This is a genomic window from Micromonospora rifamycinica (assembly GCF_900090265.1).
GTDB classification, from domain to species: Bacteria; Actinomycetota; Actinomycetes; order Mycobacteriales; family Micromonosporaceae; genus Micromonospora; species Micromonospora rifamycinica.
The window spans coordinates 5,456,252-5,470,861 of record NZ_LT607752.1; the positions used below are offsets into that span (position 1 = coordinate 5,456,252).

At 73.6% G+C, this 14,610-nt stretch carries 13 protein-coding genes; 11 read left to right on the plus strand and 2 right to left on the minus strand.

Going from position 1 to position 14,610, the window contains the following annotated elements; translation table 11 throughout:
- Positions 1–28: 28 nt before the first annotated feature.
- The 5 genes from GA0070623_RS22975 (at position 29) to GA0070623_RS23000 (ending at position 6,555) form a co-directional block, all read left to right on the plus strand.
- Positions 29–1,084 (plus strand): ABC transporter ATP-binding protein, encoded by a 1,056-nt coding sequence (locus GA0070623_RS22975; protein ID WP_084261520.1) that lies wholly within the window; start codon positions 29–31, stop codon positions 1,082–1,084.
- Positions 1,081–2,130, plus strand: a complete 1,050-nt coding sequence (locus GA0070623_RS22980; protein ID WP_067313214.1) for an ABC transporter permease — start codon at positions 1,081–1,083, stop codon at positions 2,128–2,130. Before GA0070623_RS22975 ends, GA0070623_RS22980 begins: the two co-directional genes overlap by 4 nt.
- Positions 2,131–2,141: 11 nt before the next feature.
- The gene (locus GA0070623_RS22985) at positions 2,142–3,128 is read left to right on the plus strand and encodes an ABC transporter permease (RefSeq protein ID WP_067313212.1); all 987 of its coding nucleotides are present in this window, start codon (positions 2,142–2,144) and stop codon (positions 3,126–3,128) included.
- 160 nt (positions 3,129–3,288) lie between these two features.
- Positions 3,289–5,031, plus strand: coding sequence for an ABC transporter substrate-binding protein (locus tag GA0070623_RS22990; protein WP_067313210.1), 1,743 nt, complete (start codon positions 3,289–3,291; stop codon positions 5,029–5,031).
- A gap of 759 nt (positions 5,032–5,790) precedes the next feature.
- Positions 5,791–6,555, plus strand: a complete 765-nt coding sequence (locus GA0070623_RS23000; RefSeq protein WP_067313208.1) for a class I SAM-dependent methyltransferase — start codon at positions 5,791–5,793, stop codon at positions 6,553–6,555.
- Between the two features lie 195 nt (positions 6,556–6,750).
- On the opposite strand, the gene GA0070623_RS23005 is transcribed toward GA0070623_RS23000, so the two are convergent.
- Entirely contained in the window at positions 6,751–8,895 is a 2,145-nt protein-coding gene (locus GA0070623_RS23005) for a S9 family peptidase (RefSeq protein WP_067310808.1), read from the minus strand.
- A gap of 86 nt (positions 8,896–8,981) precedes the next feature.
- On the opposite strand from GA0070623_RS23005, the gene mshB reads away from it, so the two are divergent.
- From mshB to GA0070623_RS23020, 3 genes are all read left to right on the plus strand, one after another.
- A complete protein-coding gene (gene mshB, locus GA0070623_RS23010) occupies positions 8,982–9,974 on the plus strand; it encodes an N-acetyl-1-D-myo-inositol-2-amino-2-deoxy-alpha-D-glucopyranoside deacetylase (RefSeq protein ID WP_089004159.1) in 993 nt (330 codons plus the stop codon).
- A complete protein-coding gene (locus tag GA0070623_RS23015) occupies positions 9,971–10,435 on the plus strand; it encodes a hypothetical protein (protein WP_067310805.1) in 465 nt (154 codons plus the stop codon). Before mshB ends, GA0070623_RS23015 begins: the two co-directional genes overlap by 4 nt.
- Positions 10,436–10,516: 81 nt before the next feature.
- Positions 10,517–10,981 (plus strand): hypothetical protein, encoded by a 465-nt coding sequence (locus GA0070623_RS23020; RefSeq protein WP_067310802.1) that lies wholly within the window; start codon positions 10,517–10,519, stop codon positions 10,979–10,981.
- Between the two features lie 25 nt (positions 10,982–11,006).
- Here GA0070623_RS23020 and GA0070623_RS23025 read toward each other — a convergent pair whose 3' ends face one another.
- Positions 11,007–11,969, minus strand: coding sequence for a GNAT family N-acetyltransferase (locus GA0070623_RS23025; protein ID WP_067310798.1), 963 nt, complete (start codon positions 11,967–11,969; stop codon positions 11,007–11,009).
- Between the two features lie 79 nt (positions 11,970–12,048).
- Here GA0070623_RS23025 and fdxA point away from each other — a divergent pair, with 79 nt between their 5' ends.
- The 3 genes from fdxA to GA0070623_RS23040 all read left to right on the plus strand — a co-directional run bounded on the left by fdxA (position 12,049) and on the right by GA0070623_RS23040 (position 14,564).
- Positions 12,049–12,375, plus strand: a complete 327-nt coding sequence (gene fdxA, locus GA0070623_RS23030) for a ferredoxin (RefSeq protein ID WP_067310795.1) — start codon at positions 12,049–12,051, stop codon at positions 12,373–12,375.
- 65 nt (positions 12,376–12,440) lie between these two features.
- Positions 12,441–13,538: a succinyldiaminopimelate transaminase gene (dapC, locus tag GA0070623_RS23035; RefSeq protein ID WP_231932527.1), complete on the plus strand. Its 1,098-nt coding sequence runs from the start codon at positions 12,441–12,443 to the stop codon at positions 13,536–13,538.
- A gap of 9 nt (positions 13,539–13,547) precedes the next feature.
- Positions 13,548–14,564 carry a prephenate dehydrogenase gene (locus GA0070623_RS23040; RefSeq protein WP_089004160.1) on the plus strand — a complete coding sequence of 339 codons (1,017 nt, stop codon included), beginning with the start codon at positions 13,548–13,550 and terminating at the stop codon, positions 14,562–14,564.
- Positions 14,565–14,610 lie beyond the last annotated feature (46 nt).

Here is a 14,610-nt window from a genome sequence, read left to right on the forward strand (position 1 = left end):
GCCGCGGTCGCGAGCGGAGGGCGGGCCGGTGAGCGCCGCTGAGCCGTTGTTGCGGGTACGGGGTTTGACCAAGCACTTCCCGGTCCGCACCGGCCTGCGGTCCCGGGGGCTGGTGCGGGCGGTCGACGGGCTGGACTTCGAGGTGCGGCCCGGTGAGACGCTGGGGCTGGTGGGGGAGTCCGGCTGCGGCAAGAGCACCACCGGCCGGCTGCTGGTCCGGCTGCTGGAGCCGACCGCCGGGACGATCGAGTTCGCCGGCCGGGACATCACCCACGCCCGCCGTCGTGAGCTGCGCCCGCTACGGCAGGACCTCCAGATCATCTTCCAGGACCCGTACGCCTCGCTGAACCCCCGGCACACCGTCGGGCGGATCGTGGCGATGCCGTTGCAGGTCAACGGGATCGACCCGCCCGGCGGGGTGAAGCAGCGGGTCCGCGAGCTGCTGGAGCTGGTCGGGCTCAACCCCGAGCACTACAACCGCTATCCGCACGAGTTCTCCGGCGGGCAGCGGCAGCGGGTCGGGATCGCCCGCGCGCTGGCTTTGCGGCCGAAGCTGATCGTCGCCGACGAGCCGGTCTCCGCGCTGGACGTCTCGATCCAGGCGCAGGTGGTGAACCTGCTGCGGGACCTGCAACGCGACCTCGGGCTGGCGTTCGTGTTCATCGCGCACGACCTGGCCGTGGTGCGGCACTTCTGCCAGCGGGTGGCGGTGATGTACCTGGGCCGGATCGTGGAGATCGGGGACCGGGAGGACGTCTACCGGCGGCCCCGGCACCCGTACACCCGGGCGTTGCTGTCGGCGGTCCCGGAGGTGGCGGCGTCGGGTCGGGCCGGGCGGATCCGGCTGACCGGGGACGTGCCGACGCCGTTGGATCCACCGTCGGGCTGCCGGTTCCGTACCCGGTGTCCCCGGGCGCAGAACGTCTGCGCCCGGGAGGAACCGGCGCTGGTGGTCGACGCCGGGGGTCGGCACGCCACCGCCTGCCACTTCCCGGAGACCGGACCGCCGACGGCCGGGCGGGGTGCCGTGGCGGCTGCCGGCACGGGCCGGGTCGGCGACGACGACGGAGAGGTGGCGGGATGAGCGTGTCCCCGGTCGACCCGACGACGCTGGCCGGAGCCGGAGCCGGAGCCGGGGTCGGGGCCGGGGTCGGAGCGGCAGGCGGCGGGCCGGAGAGCGGCGGGCCGGCGGCCGGTGCGGATATCGTCGGGCGGTCGCCCGGCCGGCTCGCCTGGACCCGGCTGCGGCGCGACCGGACCGGGATGGTCAGCGGCGGCATGCTGGTCTTCTTCGTGCTGGTGGCGCTCGCCGTCCCGCTGATCGAGTGGGCGTACGGGACCGGCCCCCGGGAGCAGTTCCAGTCCCGGCTGGACGGCTTCGGCATGCCGCTGGGCTATGCCGGCGGGGTGACCGGGGAGCACTGGTTCGGGCTGGAGCCGGGGCTGGGGCGGGACATCTTCATCCGGATGGTGCACGGGCTGCGCACCTCGCTCTTCATCGCCTTCGTGGCGGCGGTGGTCACGGCGACGATCGGTGTCGTGTTGGGCACCGTCGCCGGCTACCTGGGCGGCTGGGTGGACGCGGTGGTCAACTGGGTCACCGACCTGACCCTGGCGATGCCGTTCCTGATCATCGCGTTGGCGTTGACCCCGACCGTCGCGCTGCGCTTCTACGGCCAGCGGGAGGAGGTGCCGGCGGCGTTCCAGGTCGGGGTGCTGATCGCCGTCTTCGCGCTGTTCGGCTGGACGAGCACCGCCCGGCTGGTGCGGGGGCAGGTGATCGCGTTGCGCGAGCGGGAGTTCGTGGACGCGGCGCGGGCCAGCGGCGCGGGGCTGGGGCACATGCTGTTCCGGCAACTGCTGCCGAACCTCTGGGCGCCGATCCTGGTGTCCTTCTCGCTGGCGGTGCCGGCCTACATCACCGGCGAGGCGGCGCTGTCGTTCATCGGGGTCGGGCTGACCGACGCCACCCCGAGCTTCGGCCGGATGATCTACCGCAGCCTGGACTACCTCCAGACCGACCCGGCGTACGTCTTCTTCCCCGGCGTCACGATCTTCGCGCTCGTGTTCGCCTTCAACCTCTTCGGTGACGCGCTACGCGACGCGCTCGACCCGAAGTCGTCCCGGTAGGAGGTGCGGCGGTGGCGCGGTTCCTGCTCAAACGGCTCTTCTCCGCGACGTTGACGCTCTTCGCGGTCAGCGTGCTGAGCTTCCTGATGTTCTTCGCCCTGCCCCGGGATCCGGTCAGCGGCATGTGCCCCAAGAACTGCAACCCGGAACGGCTGGAGCGGGTCCGCCAGGAGCTGGGCCTGAGCGATCCGCTGCTCAGCCAGTACGCCGGCTACATGAAGGGCATCGTGACCGGCCGGGACCTCGGCAGCGCCCAGGGTGGCCGGTGTGACGCGCCCTGCCTGGGCTGGTCGTACGTCGCCAACGAGGCGGTCAGCGACACCGTCGCCCGGGTGCTGCCGGTGACGGTGAGCATCGTCGTCCCGGCGGCGGTGCTCTGGCTGCTGATCGGGGTCGGCCTGGGCATGCTCTCGGCGCTGCGCCGGGGCAGCTGGCTGGACCGGGCGGCGATCGGCTTCTCGCTGGCCGGGGCCTCGTTGCAGCTCTACTTCGTCGGTGCGGTGCTGCTGCTGGTGTTCGTCTACACGCTGCGCTGGCTGCCGGTGCCGAGCTACACACCGCTGCTGGACGACCCGGTGCGCTGGGCCAGTGGGCTGGTGCTGGCCTGGCTGTCGCTGGCGTTCCTGTTCTCGGCGATCTACGCCCGGCTGTCCCGGGCGCAGATGCTGGAGACGCTGTCGGAGGACTTCGTCCGGACCGCGCGGGCCAAGGGCCTGGCCAGACGCACGGTGTACGGCCGGCACGCGCTGCGCGCGGCGATCACGCCGGTGGTCACCATCGCCGGGCTGGACGTCGGCGGCGCGCTCGGCGGAACGGTGATCACCGAGACGACCTTCGGCCTCAACGGCCTGGGGCGCACGGCGGTCGACGCGGTCCGCGCCGGTGACCTGCCCACCATCATGGCCACCGTGCTGATCGCGGCGGTCTTCGTGGTGCTGGCGAACGTGCTGGTGGATCTGCTGTACGCGGCCATCGACCCCCGGGTGCGGCTGCGCTGAGCCGGCGGCCGGTCGGCCGGTTGCTCCGGTACCGCGGACGCCGGCCCGTCGGGCGGCAAGAGTTGTCGATATCTGTTAGACAGTCCGAAGTTTTTCTTCTTGACGGTCCTCGGGGCGTCGGCGTTCACCGCCCGACCGTGACGGGGTGGAGGAGGTAGGGATGCGACCACGCGCAGCAGCCGCCGCAGGCGGCGCGATCGCCCTGGTGGTGGCGTTGGCCGCCTGTTCGGAGAACACGGGCGGGGGCACCACCGTGGACACCGGCCGGCAGCAGACCGGGGTGATCGCCACCGATCCGAAGGACTCGCAGGGGCCCGCCGCCGAGGTGGCCGGCGCGGCGAAGGGCGGCACCTTCACCGTCATCCGGGAGACGCCGATCTCGCATCTGGACCCGCAGCGGACGTACTCGTTCGCCGGTCTGATGGCCAACCCGCTCTTCGCCCGCTACCTGACCACCTGGAAGGACGACGGCAAGGGCGGCCTGGTGCTGGTCGGTGACCTGGCGCAGACCCCCGGCAACAACGTGAACAGCGACTGCCGGGTGTGGGAGTTCACCATCAAGGACGGGGTGAAGTTCGAGGACGGCAGCCCGATCACGTCCAGGGAGATCGCCTACGGCATCGCCCGCTCCTTCGACCCCGACCTGACCGGCGGCCCCACCTACCTCCAGGAGTGGCTCGCCGACACCCCGCAGTACGACACGAAGTGGGACTTCCGGAAGAACAAGGGGTCGCTGCCGCCGGGGTTGACCATTCCGGACCTGAAGACGCTGCGGTTCGAGTTCGCCAAGCCCCGGTGTGACCTGCCGTTCGCGGTCTCGCTGCCGACCACCGCGCCGCTGCGGCCGGACCGGGACACCGGGGTCAACCTGGACCAGAAGCCGTTCTCCTCCGGGCCGTACAAGATCGCCAAGAACCAGGCGGGCGTGCAGCTCACCCTGGACCGCAACCCGCACTGGGACGCCGCCACCGACCCGGTCCGCCACCAGTACCCGGACCGGTTCGTCTGGACCTTCGGGCCGACCGCCGACGCGGCCGTCAACCGGGTGATCGCCGACAACGGCGCCGACCAGAGCGCGCTGGCCTGGAACTACGTGCCGGCCTCGCTGGTCGCCCGGGTCGCCCAGGACCAGGCGCTCAAGGCGCGCAGCGTGCTGTCCCCGACACCGAGCGCCAACCAGCTCGTCATCAACAACCAGCGGGTCACCGACCTGGCCGTCCGCCGGGCGCTCAACTACGCCGTCGACCGCGACGGCCTGGTCAAGGCGCTGGGTGGGCAGACCGTCGCCCAGCCGATGACCACCCTGATGCCGCCGTCCACCATCGGCTACCAGGCGTACGACGCCTATCCGGCCGGCGCCAACGGCGACGTCGACAAGGCCAGGGAGCTGCTCGCCGGCAAGACCCCGGAGCTGGTCCTCGGGGTGGCCGACAGCACCACCGAACAGCAGATCGGCACCCAGCTCAAGGCCAACCTGGAACGCGCCGGCTTCAAGATCACGGTGCGCAACATCCCGGACGACGCGAAGCTCGACGAGATCAAGAAGAAGAACAACCCCTGGGACCTCTACATCGGCAACTGGGCCGCCGACTGGCCCAGCGGCGCGTCGATCCTGCCGGTGCTCTACGACGGCCGCACCATCAGGGCCGAGGGCAACAGCAACCAGGCGTACTTCAACGACCCGGCGGTCAACGCCGAGATCGACCGGATCCAGGCCATGCCCCCGGCCGACCAGGGGCCGGAGTGGGGCAAGCTCGACCGGCGGATCATGACGGAGTACGCCCCCGTGGTGCCGCTCTTCGTCGACGTGGCCTACACGGTGCACGGCTCGAAGGCCGGCGGCGTCTTCATCTCCAGCGTCTTCGGCTACCCCTCCTTCGTCAACGCCCACGTCAAGCAGTGACGTCACCCTGAGCTGGATCGGGGCTCCCTCCCGGCCCGCGTCGGGAGGGAGCCCGTCAGCTCGTGGGCGCGCGGCGCGGTACCGGCCGCGCCCGTAGCCGCTGGTACGACTCGTACGAGTGGTGCGATCGGCACCATGAGCGAGCCCGCCGCTGAACTGCCGATCCCCGATGCCCGCGACAGCCTGGCGGACGTCGTCTCCCGCGCCCACTACGCCGGGTGGATCACCTGCGTCACCCGGCGTGGGCAGCGACTGACCGCCATCGTCCCCGCCCCGTCCCCGCCCGAGATCGTGCTGGATCCAGGATGTAGTGGGCTTCCGGCGACTCCGAGGCCACTACATCCTGGATCCGGTATGACCTTGGGTGACTCGGGTGACGACTCCGGTGTACGGGTGGGCTCCATCGGCGGGCTGGGCTCTACCGCCCGGGAGCCTTCGCGCTCGTCCCCGGCCTCTGTCGGTGCTTCGGCCGCCCGTTCGGCAACTGGCTGGCCTGATCCACCCCGTGGGGCCGATGGTGCGGTGTCCGCGTGCCGGGGCACCGCACCATCGGCTCCTTACCTTTCCGGCATGACGCGGACGCCGCCCAGACTGGCAGGACGATTTCCAAGGTTTCTGAGAAGAACGCCGGGAAAATGGTCACCCGTGGCGCACCGCCCCGCCTCCGGAGACCCGGCCGGCACCGCCACCCGTGCCGACGGTCAGCCAAAGACGTATATCGATTGACCCCCCGGTGGGTCGGTCGGGACAGTTCGGGGTATGGATCCGATCTCGCGAGCCAACCGGACCGCCTGGGAACTGGCCCACCAGGAGCGGGTCTGGGCCGACGGCGAGATGCTGGCCGAGGCGGCGGCCGGCGGCACCCTCGTCGCCAGCGAACGCGCGCTGCTCCGGGACATCCTGGCGGCCCGACCGCTGGTGGTGCACCCACAGAGCGGCAACGGTCAGGACGACATCGCCCTGGTCCGGGCCGGTGCCCGGATGGTGGTCGGGGTCGACTACAGCGAGAACGCGATCACCGGCGCGCGGGGCCGCGCCGACGCCCTCGGTGCCGCCTGCCACTACCTGGTCGGGACGGTCCCCGGGGTGCCGCTGCGCGACGGCTGCGTCGATCTCGTCTACACCGGCAAGGGCGCGCTGATCTGGATGCCCGACATCGACGCCTGGGCCGCGGAGCTGGCCCGGCTGCTGCGCCCTGGTGGCCACCTGTTCGTCCACGACGGGCATCCGGCCACCGACCTGTGGACCTGGGACCTGGACGAGCCGCGCATCCGCCCCGACCGTAGCTACTTCGGCCGCTCGTTCGTCTGCGCCGACGACAGTTTCCCGGCCCACGGGGCGGTGATGTTCCAGTGGACGCTCGGCCGGATCGTCACCGCCGTGGTCGACGCCGGCCTGGAGGTCCGGCAGCTCGCCGAGTACGCGGAGCCGTTCTGGCGGATGGGTGACGTCGACGCGGCGGCCTTCCATGGCCGCCTGCCGAACGCGTTCGCCCTGCTGGCCCGCCGCCCCGCCGGGGAGTGAGCTGGCCGTCGTCCCGCCGGGGAGTGAGCTGGCCGTCGTCCCGCCGGGGAGTGAGCTGGCCGTCGTCCCGCCGGGGAGTGAGCTGGCCGTCGTCCCGCCGGGGAGTGAGCCCGTCCACCGCCCGCTGAGCCAGGCTGCCGGCCCGACGGGCGGTGAGTGGTCCGCACCATGGCCCGGCCCGCCCGGGGACTCGGCTCAGCCCAGGTGGGTGCGGAGGAAGTCGAGTTCCAGGCGGAGCAGGCGTTCGGACAGGCCACCCGCCGCCAGGTGGGTCGCCCCGGTCAACGGCAGCACCGCGTGCGGCCGGCCGGTGGACAGCAGCGCCGCCGACAGCCGCAGCGTGTGCGCGGCCACCACGTTGTCGTCGACCATCCCGTGCACCAGCAGCAGCGGACGCGCCGGCTCACCGGGGTACAGCGGCTCCGCCGCCAGCTCCACCAGCGAGTGGTGGCCGTACACGTCGATGCCGTCGTCGGGCAGGCCCAGGTAACGCTCGGTGTACGCGGTGTCGTACAGCGCCCAGTCGGTGACCGGGGCACCGGCGATACCGCACCGGAACAGCTCCGGATGCCGCAGCACCGCCAGACCGGCCAGCCAGCCGCCGAACGACCACCCCCGGACCGCCACCCGGTCCAGGTCCAGGTCGGGATGTTTGCCGGCGAGCGCGGTCAGCGCGTCCACCTGGTCGGTCAGGATCACATCGGCCAGCCGCCGGTGGATCGCCTTCTCGAACGACGGCGCCACGCCCGGCGTACCCCGGTTGTCGACGGTGACCACGGCGAACCCGTTGTCGGCCCACCACTGCCGCTCCAGCCAGGCCGACCGGGCGGCCACCACCTCCTGGTGACCCGGACCGCCGTAGACGTCGAGCAGCACCGGCAACCGGGTGCCCTTGACGTGCTCGGTGGGGTAGAGCACCGCCGTCGGTAACCGCCGGTCGGTCACCCGGACCAGCATCGGCCGGGGCGCGGACGACGGGGTGGCCGCCAGCGACCGCAGCCGGGCCACCTCCCGGTCACCGCGCCACACCGACCAGACCGTCCCCGCCTCGTCCAGCGACGCCGTGCCGACCACCAGCGTGTCCCCGCCGACGATCGCCGTGTGCCAGCCCGGGGCGCTGCTCATCCGGCGGGTGTCCACCCCGCCGCCGATCACCGTGCGGACCCGGTAGAGGTGCCGCTGGCTCGGTTCGCCCTCGCTCGCCTCGACCAGCAGGTCGGCCGGGCCGGAACCGGTGGGCAGCCGGCCCACCACCCGCCGCACGTAGAGCGAGGGCGGGGTGAGCAGGGTGCCGTCGGCGAAGAGGCAGCGGGCGTCGTACCCGTCATGGGCCAGCTCGCCGCCGACCAGCACCCGGCCGTCCGGCAGGTGCGCCGGGGTGCCCGGGATCGGCTCCACCCAGCGCGGGTCGGCCAGCTCGGCGTGCACCTGGGTCTCGCCGGTACGCGGGTCCACCGCCAGCACCAGGCCGTGCTGCTGCGACCGGCGCAGCACGGTGATCAGCGGGTTGCCGTCGGCCCAGTCGGCCGAGGCCAGGTAGGGGTAGGTCTCCCGGTCCCAGTGCACGTCGACCCAGCCGTCGTCCAGGTCGAGCAGGTGCAGGCTGACCTCGGCGTTCGGGCCGCCGGCCCGGGGGTACGCGACGACGGTCGGCGGGGTCGCCGGGTCCGCCGGGTCGTGCAGGTGCCACCGGGGCAGCCGCGACTCGTCGACCCGGGCGGCGAGCACCATCCGCCCGTCCGGCGCCCACCAGTAGCCCCGGAACCGGCCGAACTCCTCCGCCGCGACGTGCTCGGCGAGGCCCCAGCTGACCCGGCCGTCCTCGCCGGCCAGCAGGGTGTCGGTGCCGTCCGGGTCGATCACCCGCAGCTCGCCCCGGCGCACCCCTGCGGCGGCGTCGGTGACGTACGCCAGCCGCTGCCCGGTGGGGTCGGGGCGCGGGTCGACCACCGGGCCGACGGTGGTCACCTCGATCACGTCGCCGTGCACCAGGTCGGCCCGGAACAGCCGTCCGGCCAGCGCGAACACGGCCACCCGGCCCGCGCCGTCCAGGGCGTACGAGCCGATGCCGGCGGCGCTGAGCCGGCGTCGTTCGCGCAGCGTCCGCTCGCCCGGGGCCAGCGCCACCGGCTCGGCGTCCTCGCCGAGCAGCACGGCCGGGTCGGCGATCAGCCGCTCCTCGCCGGAGGCGGTTTCCAACGCCCAGAGCGCGTCGGCCGGGTCCTCCGGGCCGCCGGAGCGCAGGAAGACCACCCGGGAACCGTCGTCGGCCACGGAAACGGCACGCGGCGCCCCGTGGCTGAACCGACGGGTACGGGCGGCCAGCTCGGGAAAGTCCACAACCCGGATCGTAGAGCGGTGTCGGGCGTGATGTGGCCGACCTGCCTGGACGCGTACGCCCCGGGGCACCCGGACCGCCGGTTAGAGTGACCGTCGTGACGACGCTGCCCGACCGACGCCTGCTGCTGGTCCACGCGCACCCCGACGACGAGTCCATCGGCACCGGGTCGACGATGGCGCACTACGCCGCCGCCGGTGCCCACGTCACGCTGGTGACCTGCACTCTCGGCGAGGAGGGCGAGATCCACGTGCCGGCGCTGGCGCAGCTCGCCGCCGCCGAGGCCGACCAGCTCGGCGGGTTCCGGATCGGGGAGCTGACCGCCGCCTGTGCCGCGCTCGGCGTCAGCGACCACCGCTTCCTCGGCGGCGCGGGCCGCTACCGGGACTCGGGCATGATGGGCATGCCCACCAACGGGCACCCGCGGGCGTTCTGGGCCGCCGACCTCGACGAGGCCGCCGGTCAGCTGCTGGACGTGATCCGGGAGGTCCGGCCGCAGGTCATGGTCACGTACGACCCGAACGGCTTCTACGGGCACCCGGACCACATCCAGGCGCACCGGGTGGCGATGCGGGCGCACGAGCTGGCCACCGCGGAGGGCGTCGCCCCGGCCAAGGTCTACTGGACGGCGCTGCCGCGTACCGTCCTGGAGGCCGGGATGAGCCACTTGACCGCCTCGTCGGACAACCCGTTCGACGGTGTCGACAGCATCGACGACCTGCCCTTCGGCACCCCGGACGACCAGATCGCGGCCCGGATCGACGGCACCGGGCAGCATGCCGCCAAGGAGGCGGCGATGCGGGCACACGCCACCCAGATCCCGGCCGACTCGTGGCTCTACGCGATCGCCGGGAACTTCGGTGCGGAGTTCATGGGGGTGGAGTACTTCACCCTGGCGGTGGGGGAGCGGGGGCCGGGCGGCGGGCCGAACGGCTGGGAGGACGACCTCTTCGCCGGCATCGACGTCACCGCCCCGCAGTGGGCCGTCCGGCTGCCGGAACAGCCCGGCCACGACCTCGCCGACCCGGCGTCGGCCGGGGACGGGCCGCAGCGGGCCGCCGCGACGGCCGGGCTCCGGTGACCCTGCCCGCCACGCCGGTGCCGGTCGTCGAGGAGGAGCCCGCCGCCGAGGCCCCGCCACCCGGCCGGGTCCGCCGGCTGCTCGACGTCGTGCTGCGGGTCGTCGGTGGGCTGGTGGCGGTGGCCGGTGGGGTGCTCACCGCGCTGATCGCCCTGCTGCTGTCCACCGTCCGGGTCGGCGGTCAGTTGATCGGGGTGTCGGTGGTGGTCACCATCGCCGGGGCGGTCGCGGTGAGCTGGTTCGCGTACGCCACGGTCGGCCGCCGGTGGGCGGTGGCGTTGCCGGCGCTGCCGTGGTTCGTGCTGATGGCGGTGGCGGCGGTCCGCACCGACGAGGGTGACCTGCTGGTCGCCGGGGAGAACTGGGTCGGGCTGGCGATGATCACCACCGGGGCGATGACCTTCGCGGTGATGGCGTTCCGGCAGATCCTCAGCCCGCAGCCGCGCCGGCACGACGGGTGATGACGACACTCGGTCGGCGGTGGTAGATATTCCTGCCAGGAGACCCGCCGACCGGGCGGGCGGTACGGCGGGAGGCGTGTGATGACGCAGCGGTGGCGGGCGGTCGGGGTACTCGCGGCGGCCCTGTTCGCGGTCAACGTGGTGGCCCGGCTGATCATCAAACTCGGCTTCGACGGCAACGACACCGCCGCCGACCGGGTCTCGCTGGGGATGTTCGTCGTGGTCGGGCTGATCCTGGCCGGGGTGGTGTTCACCTGGGGTAAGGCTGTTCCGGCGGCGCGGTGGGGTGCCGACGCGTCCGCCGCGGTGGCCGTGGCGCTGCTGCTGACGGTGCTCGTCGGCCCGTTGCTGGTCGGGAACGACCCGTTCGGCGGGGGTGCGGGGCTGTTCTTCGCCCAGATCTGGCTCTACCTCGTCGCCGCGGCGGCCGGCGTGGCGCTCGGCTACCTGGTGCTGATCACGCTCGGCCGGGACCACCGCTCGCAGCAGCTGCGGCGGTACGCCGAGCGCAACGTGGGCAAGCCGCGCCGGGTGGTCCGGCGCTGACCGCCGCTCACGGCGACGGGCCGGGTCAGGCCGACGGGGCGACCCGGGTCAGGTAGGTGTGGTGGGTGGTGAAACCGAGCTTGCGGTAGAGCGACACCGCCTCGGTGTTGCGCTGCTCCACCTGGAGGAAGGCGTGGGTGGCGCCCTCGGCCGCACCCCAGCCGGCCAGCTCCCGGACCACCCGGGCGGCCAGCCCCTGCCGGCGTGCCGACGGGGCCACCTCGATCAGGCTGAGCCCCAGCCAGCGGCCCTGCCCGGTGACCGTGCCCCGGGCCGTGGCGACCAGCGCGCCGTCGGCGTACACCTGGGCGAAGCGGACCCGGTCCACGGCGGTGAGGACGTGCCGGGCGGCGGCCGGCAGGCCACCCTTGCGGCCGGCGGCGACCGCGAGCCACTCCTCGGACGGCGCGTCGGCCAGGGTGACCGGCGGGCCGTCGGCCGGGGTGGGTTCCGGCGGTCGCAGGGTGGTCAGCGGGACGGTCTGGACCAGGGTCAGCGGCCGGGCCGTCCAGCTCCGGGCGTCGAGCTCGGCGCCGACCGGCACGGCCAGCGGCAACGGCGTGTTGACGAGGGCGGGCTGGCCGCGCTCGGCGTACCAGCGTTCGATCGCGTCCACGGCCGCCGGCAGCGGACGGTCCGGGTCGCCGACCGGCAGCGCCGAGTTGGCCCGCCCGGTCCAGCCGTCGGCGGAGCGCAGCAGCCAGTCGCCGAGCCGGCCGCGGACCGGTGCGGGCCACGCCTCGTCGGCCGCCAGTTCCAGCTCGACCACGGCGGTGGCGGTGGGCCGCCGGGTGGGGGGCACCCGTTTGGCCCGGTGCACCTCGGCCACCGGCACCCGGACCCGACCCTGGGCGGTAGCGATGGTGAGATGGGTCTCGCTCAGCTCCACCAGCTCGCCGAGGGCGTCCGAGAAGAGGGGCCGGCCCTCACGAATCCCCACAATGCGGCGAACCACGATCCGGTGTCCCACATCCTGCTGTCTGAGCACGATCGACCTCCTCCCCGGCGAGATACTAGGCTCTTAGCGTCGCGGGTGATCGCGACGAGTCTTGCGGAGGAGAAGACCGGTGACCTACATCATCGCCGAGCCGTGCGTGGATGTGCTCGACAAGGCATGCATCGAGGAATGCCCGGTCGACTGCATTTACGAGGGCAACCGGATGCTCTACATCCACCCCGACGAGTGCGTCGACTGTGGTGCCTGTGAGCCGGTCTGCCCGGTGGAGGCCATCTTCTACGAGGACGACGTCCCGGAGCAGTGGAAGGACTACACCGGGGCCAACTACGAGTTCTTCGAGGACCTGGGCTCGCCGGGCGGCGCATCGAAGATCGGCAAGGTGGACAAGGACGCCACCTTCGTCGTCGGCCAACCGCCGCGCGGCGAGGACAGCTGAACCGGCCGGTGGCGCCGGGGCCGACGGTCGGGTCCGCGCCGGGGCCGACGGTCGGCTCCGCCGCGGTGTCGGCCCGGTTGCCCGAGTTCACCTGGGACGCCCTGGACGCCGCGGCCACCCTGGCCGCGGCGCACCCGGACGGCCTGATCAACCTGTCCATGGGTACGCCGGTCGATCCGGTGCCCCCGGTGATCCGGCAGGCGCTGGCGGACGCTTCCGACGCGCCGGGCTACCCGCTGACGGCGGGCAGCCCGGCGCTGCGGGACGCCATCGCGGGCTGGGTGGGCCGGGCCTGCGGTGCCGGCGTCGACGGGCTCGGGGTGCTGCCGACGATCGGCTCCAAGGAGCTGGTCGCCTGGCTGCCCACCCTGCTCGGGATCGGTCCCGGTGACGTGGTCGTGGTGCCCTCGATCGCCTATCCGACATATTCCGACGGGGCCGCGCTGGCCGGCGCGACCGTCGTCCGCGCCGACTCGCTGACCGCGGTCGGCCCCACCTCCCGGGTACGCCTGGTCTGGGTCAACTCGCCCGGCAACCCGACCGGTCGGGTGCTGCCCGCCGCCCACCTGCGCAAGGTGGTCGACTGGGCGCGGGAACGCGGCGCCGTGGTGGCCAGTGACGAGTGCTACCTGCCGCTGGGTTGGACGGCCGACGCCACGCCGGTGTCGGTGCTCGCGCCGCAGGTGTGCGGCGGGTCGTACGACTCGGTGCTGGCGGTCCACTCGCTGTCCAAGCGGTCCAACCTGGCCGGCTACCGGGCCGGGTTCGTCGCCGGGGATCCGGCGCTCGTCGCCGAGCTGCTCAAGATCCGCAAACACGCCGGCATGATCGTCCCGGCCCCGGTGCAGGCCGCGATGGTGGCCGCGCTCGGTGACCAGACGCACGCCGACGAGCAGCGGGAACGCTACCGGGCGCGGCGGGCGACGCTGCTCGCCGCGTTCACCGGGGCGGGGTTCCGGCTGGACCACTCCGAGGCGGGCCTCTACCTCTGGCTCACCCGCGACGAGGACTGCTGGCGCACCGTCGACTGGCTGGCCCGGCGGGGTGTCCTGGTCGCCGCCGGCGCTTTCTACGGCCCGGCCGGGCAGCGGCACGTCCGGGTGGCGCTGACCGGCTCCGACGCCCACGTCGCCGCGGTCGCCCAGCGGCTCGCCCAGCCGTAGGGCGAAGCGGTGGGGGGCGACGTGGGCCGGCTCCGGGCCGCCGTGGTGGGCACCGGCCTGATCGGCGGTTCGATCCTGCTGCGGCTGCACGAGGCCGGCCTGCGGGTGGTCGGCTGGGATCCGGATCCGGCGACCCGGGCCGCCGGCCGCCGACGGGGGCTGACCTTCCCCGACGACCTGGCCGACGCCGTCCGGGACCGGGACGTGGTGTTCCTCGGCGGCCCGCTGCCGAGTCTGCCGCAGACCCTGCTCACCGTGGCCGGGCTGACCGACGACCGGTGTGTCGTCACCGACGTGGGCAGCACCAAGGCTGCGGTCGCCGAGTTCGCCGGGGCGCACGGGCTGACCGGCCGGTTCGTCCCCGGTCATCCGATGGCCGGCGCGGAGCGGGCCGGGCTCACCGCCGCGCTGGCCGGGCTCTTCGTCGACGCGGCCTGGGTGCTCTGCCCGAGCGTCGACGGGCTGGGGCCGTTCCGGTCGCTGGTGGGGCTCGTCGTCGACGTCTTCCACGCGCATGCCGTACCGATGTCGCCGGGGGTGCACGACTCCGTCGTCGCGCTCTCCTCGCACGTGCCGCACCTGCTGGCCGGCAGCCTGGCCGGGGCCGCCGCCGACTCGGCGGTGCGCGACGCGGTGGTCCGGCTGGCGGCGGGCAGTTTCCGTGACGGCACCCGGGTCGCCACCACCCCGGCCCGGCGCACCGCCGACATGCTGCTGGCCAACCGGGCGCAGGTGCTCCGGCAACTGGCCGAGGTGCGGGCCGCGCTCGACGGCCTGGCCGAGGCGGTCCGCGCCGACGACCTGCCCACGCTGGTGGACCGCTACGAGCGGGCGGCGGCGGTACGCCGGCCCCGGCCGGAAAGCGCGCCACCCGTGCGCCGGGAGTTCGCGCTCGACGGCGACCCGGCCGACGAGCTGGCGTTCGTACGGTCGATCGGCGAGTCGGGCGGGCACCTCACCGGGTGCACCGTGGCGGGAGGGCGGGTGACGTACACCGGTGTGCGCCCCGCCGACGCCCCGGCCTGACCGCGCGGAAACCGGCGGCGGCCCGGTCGCGCCGTTAGGGTGGGTG

What these genes read in the sequence shown, in the direction of transcription:
- GA0070623_RS22980 (WP_067313214.1), top strand. Translation starts at nt 1,081, where the DNA reads ATGAGCGTGTCCCCGGTCGACCCGACGACGCTGGCCGGAGCCGGAGCC.
- GA0070623_RS22990 (WP_067313210.1), top strand. Translation starts at nt 3,289, where the DNA reads ATGCGACCACGCGCAGCAGCCGCCGCAGGCGGCGCGATCGCCCTGGTG.
- GA0070623_RS23000 (WP_067313208.1), top strand. Translation starts at nt 5,791, where the DNA reads ATGGATCCGATCTCGCGAGCCAACCGGACCGCCTGGGAACTGGCCCAC.
- GA0070623_RS23020 (WP_067310802.1), top strand. Translation starts at nt 10,517, where the DNA reads ATGACGCAGCGGTGGCGGGCGGTCGGGGTACTCGCGGCGGCCCTGTTC.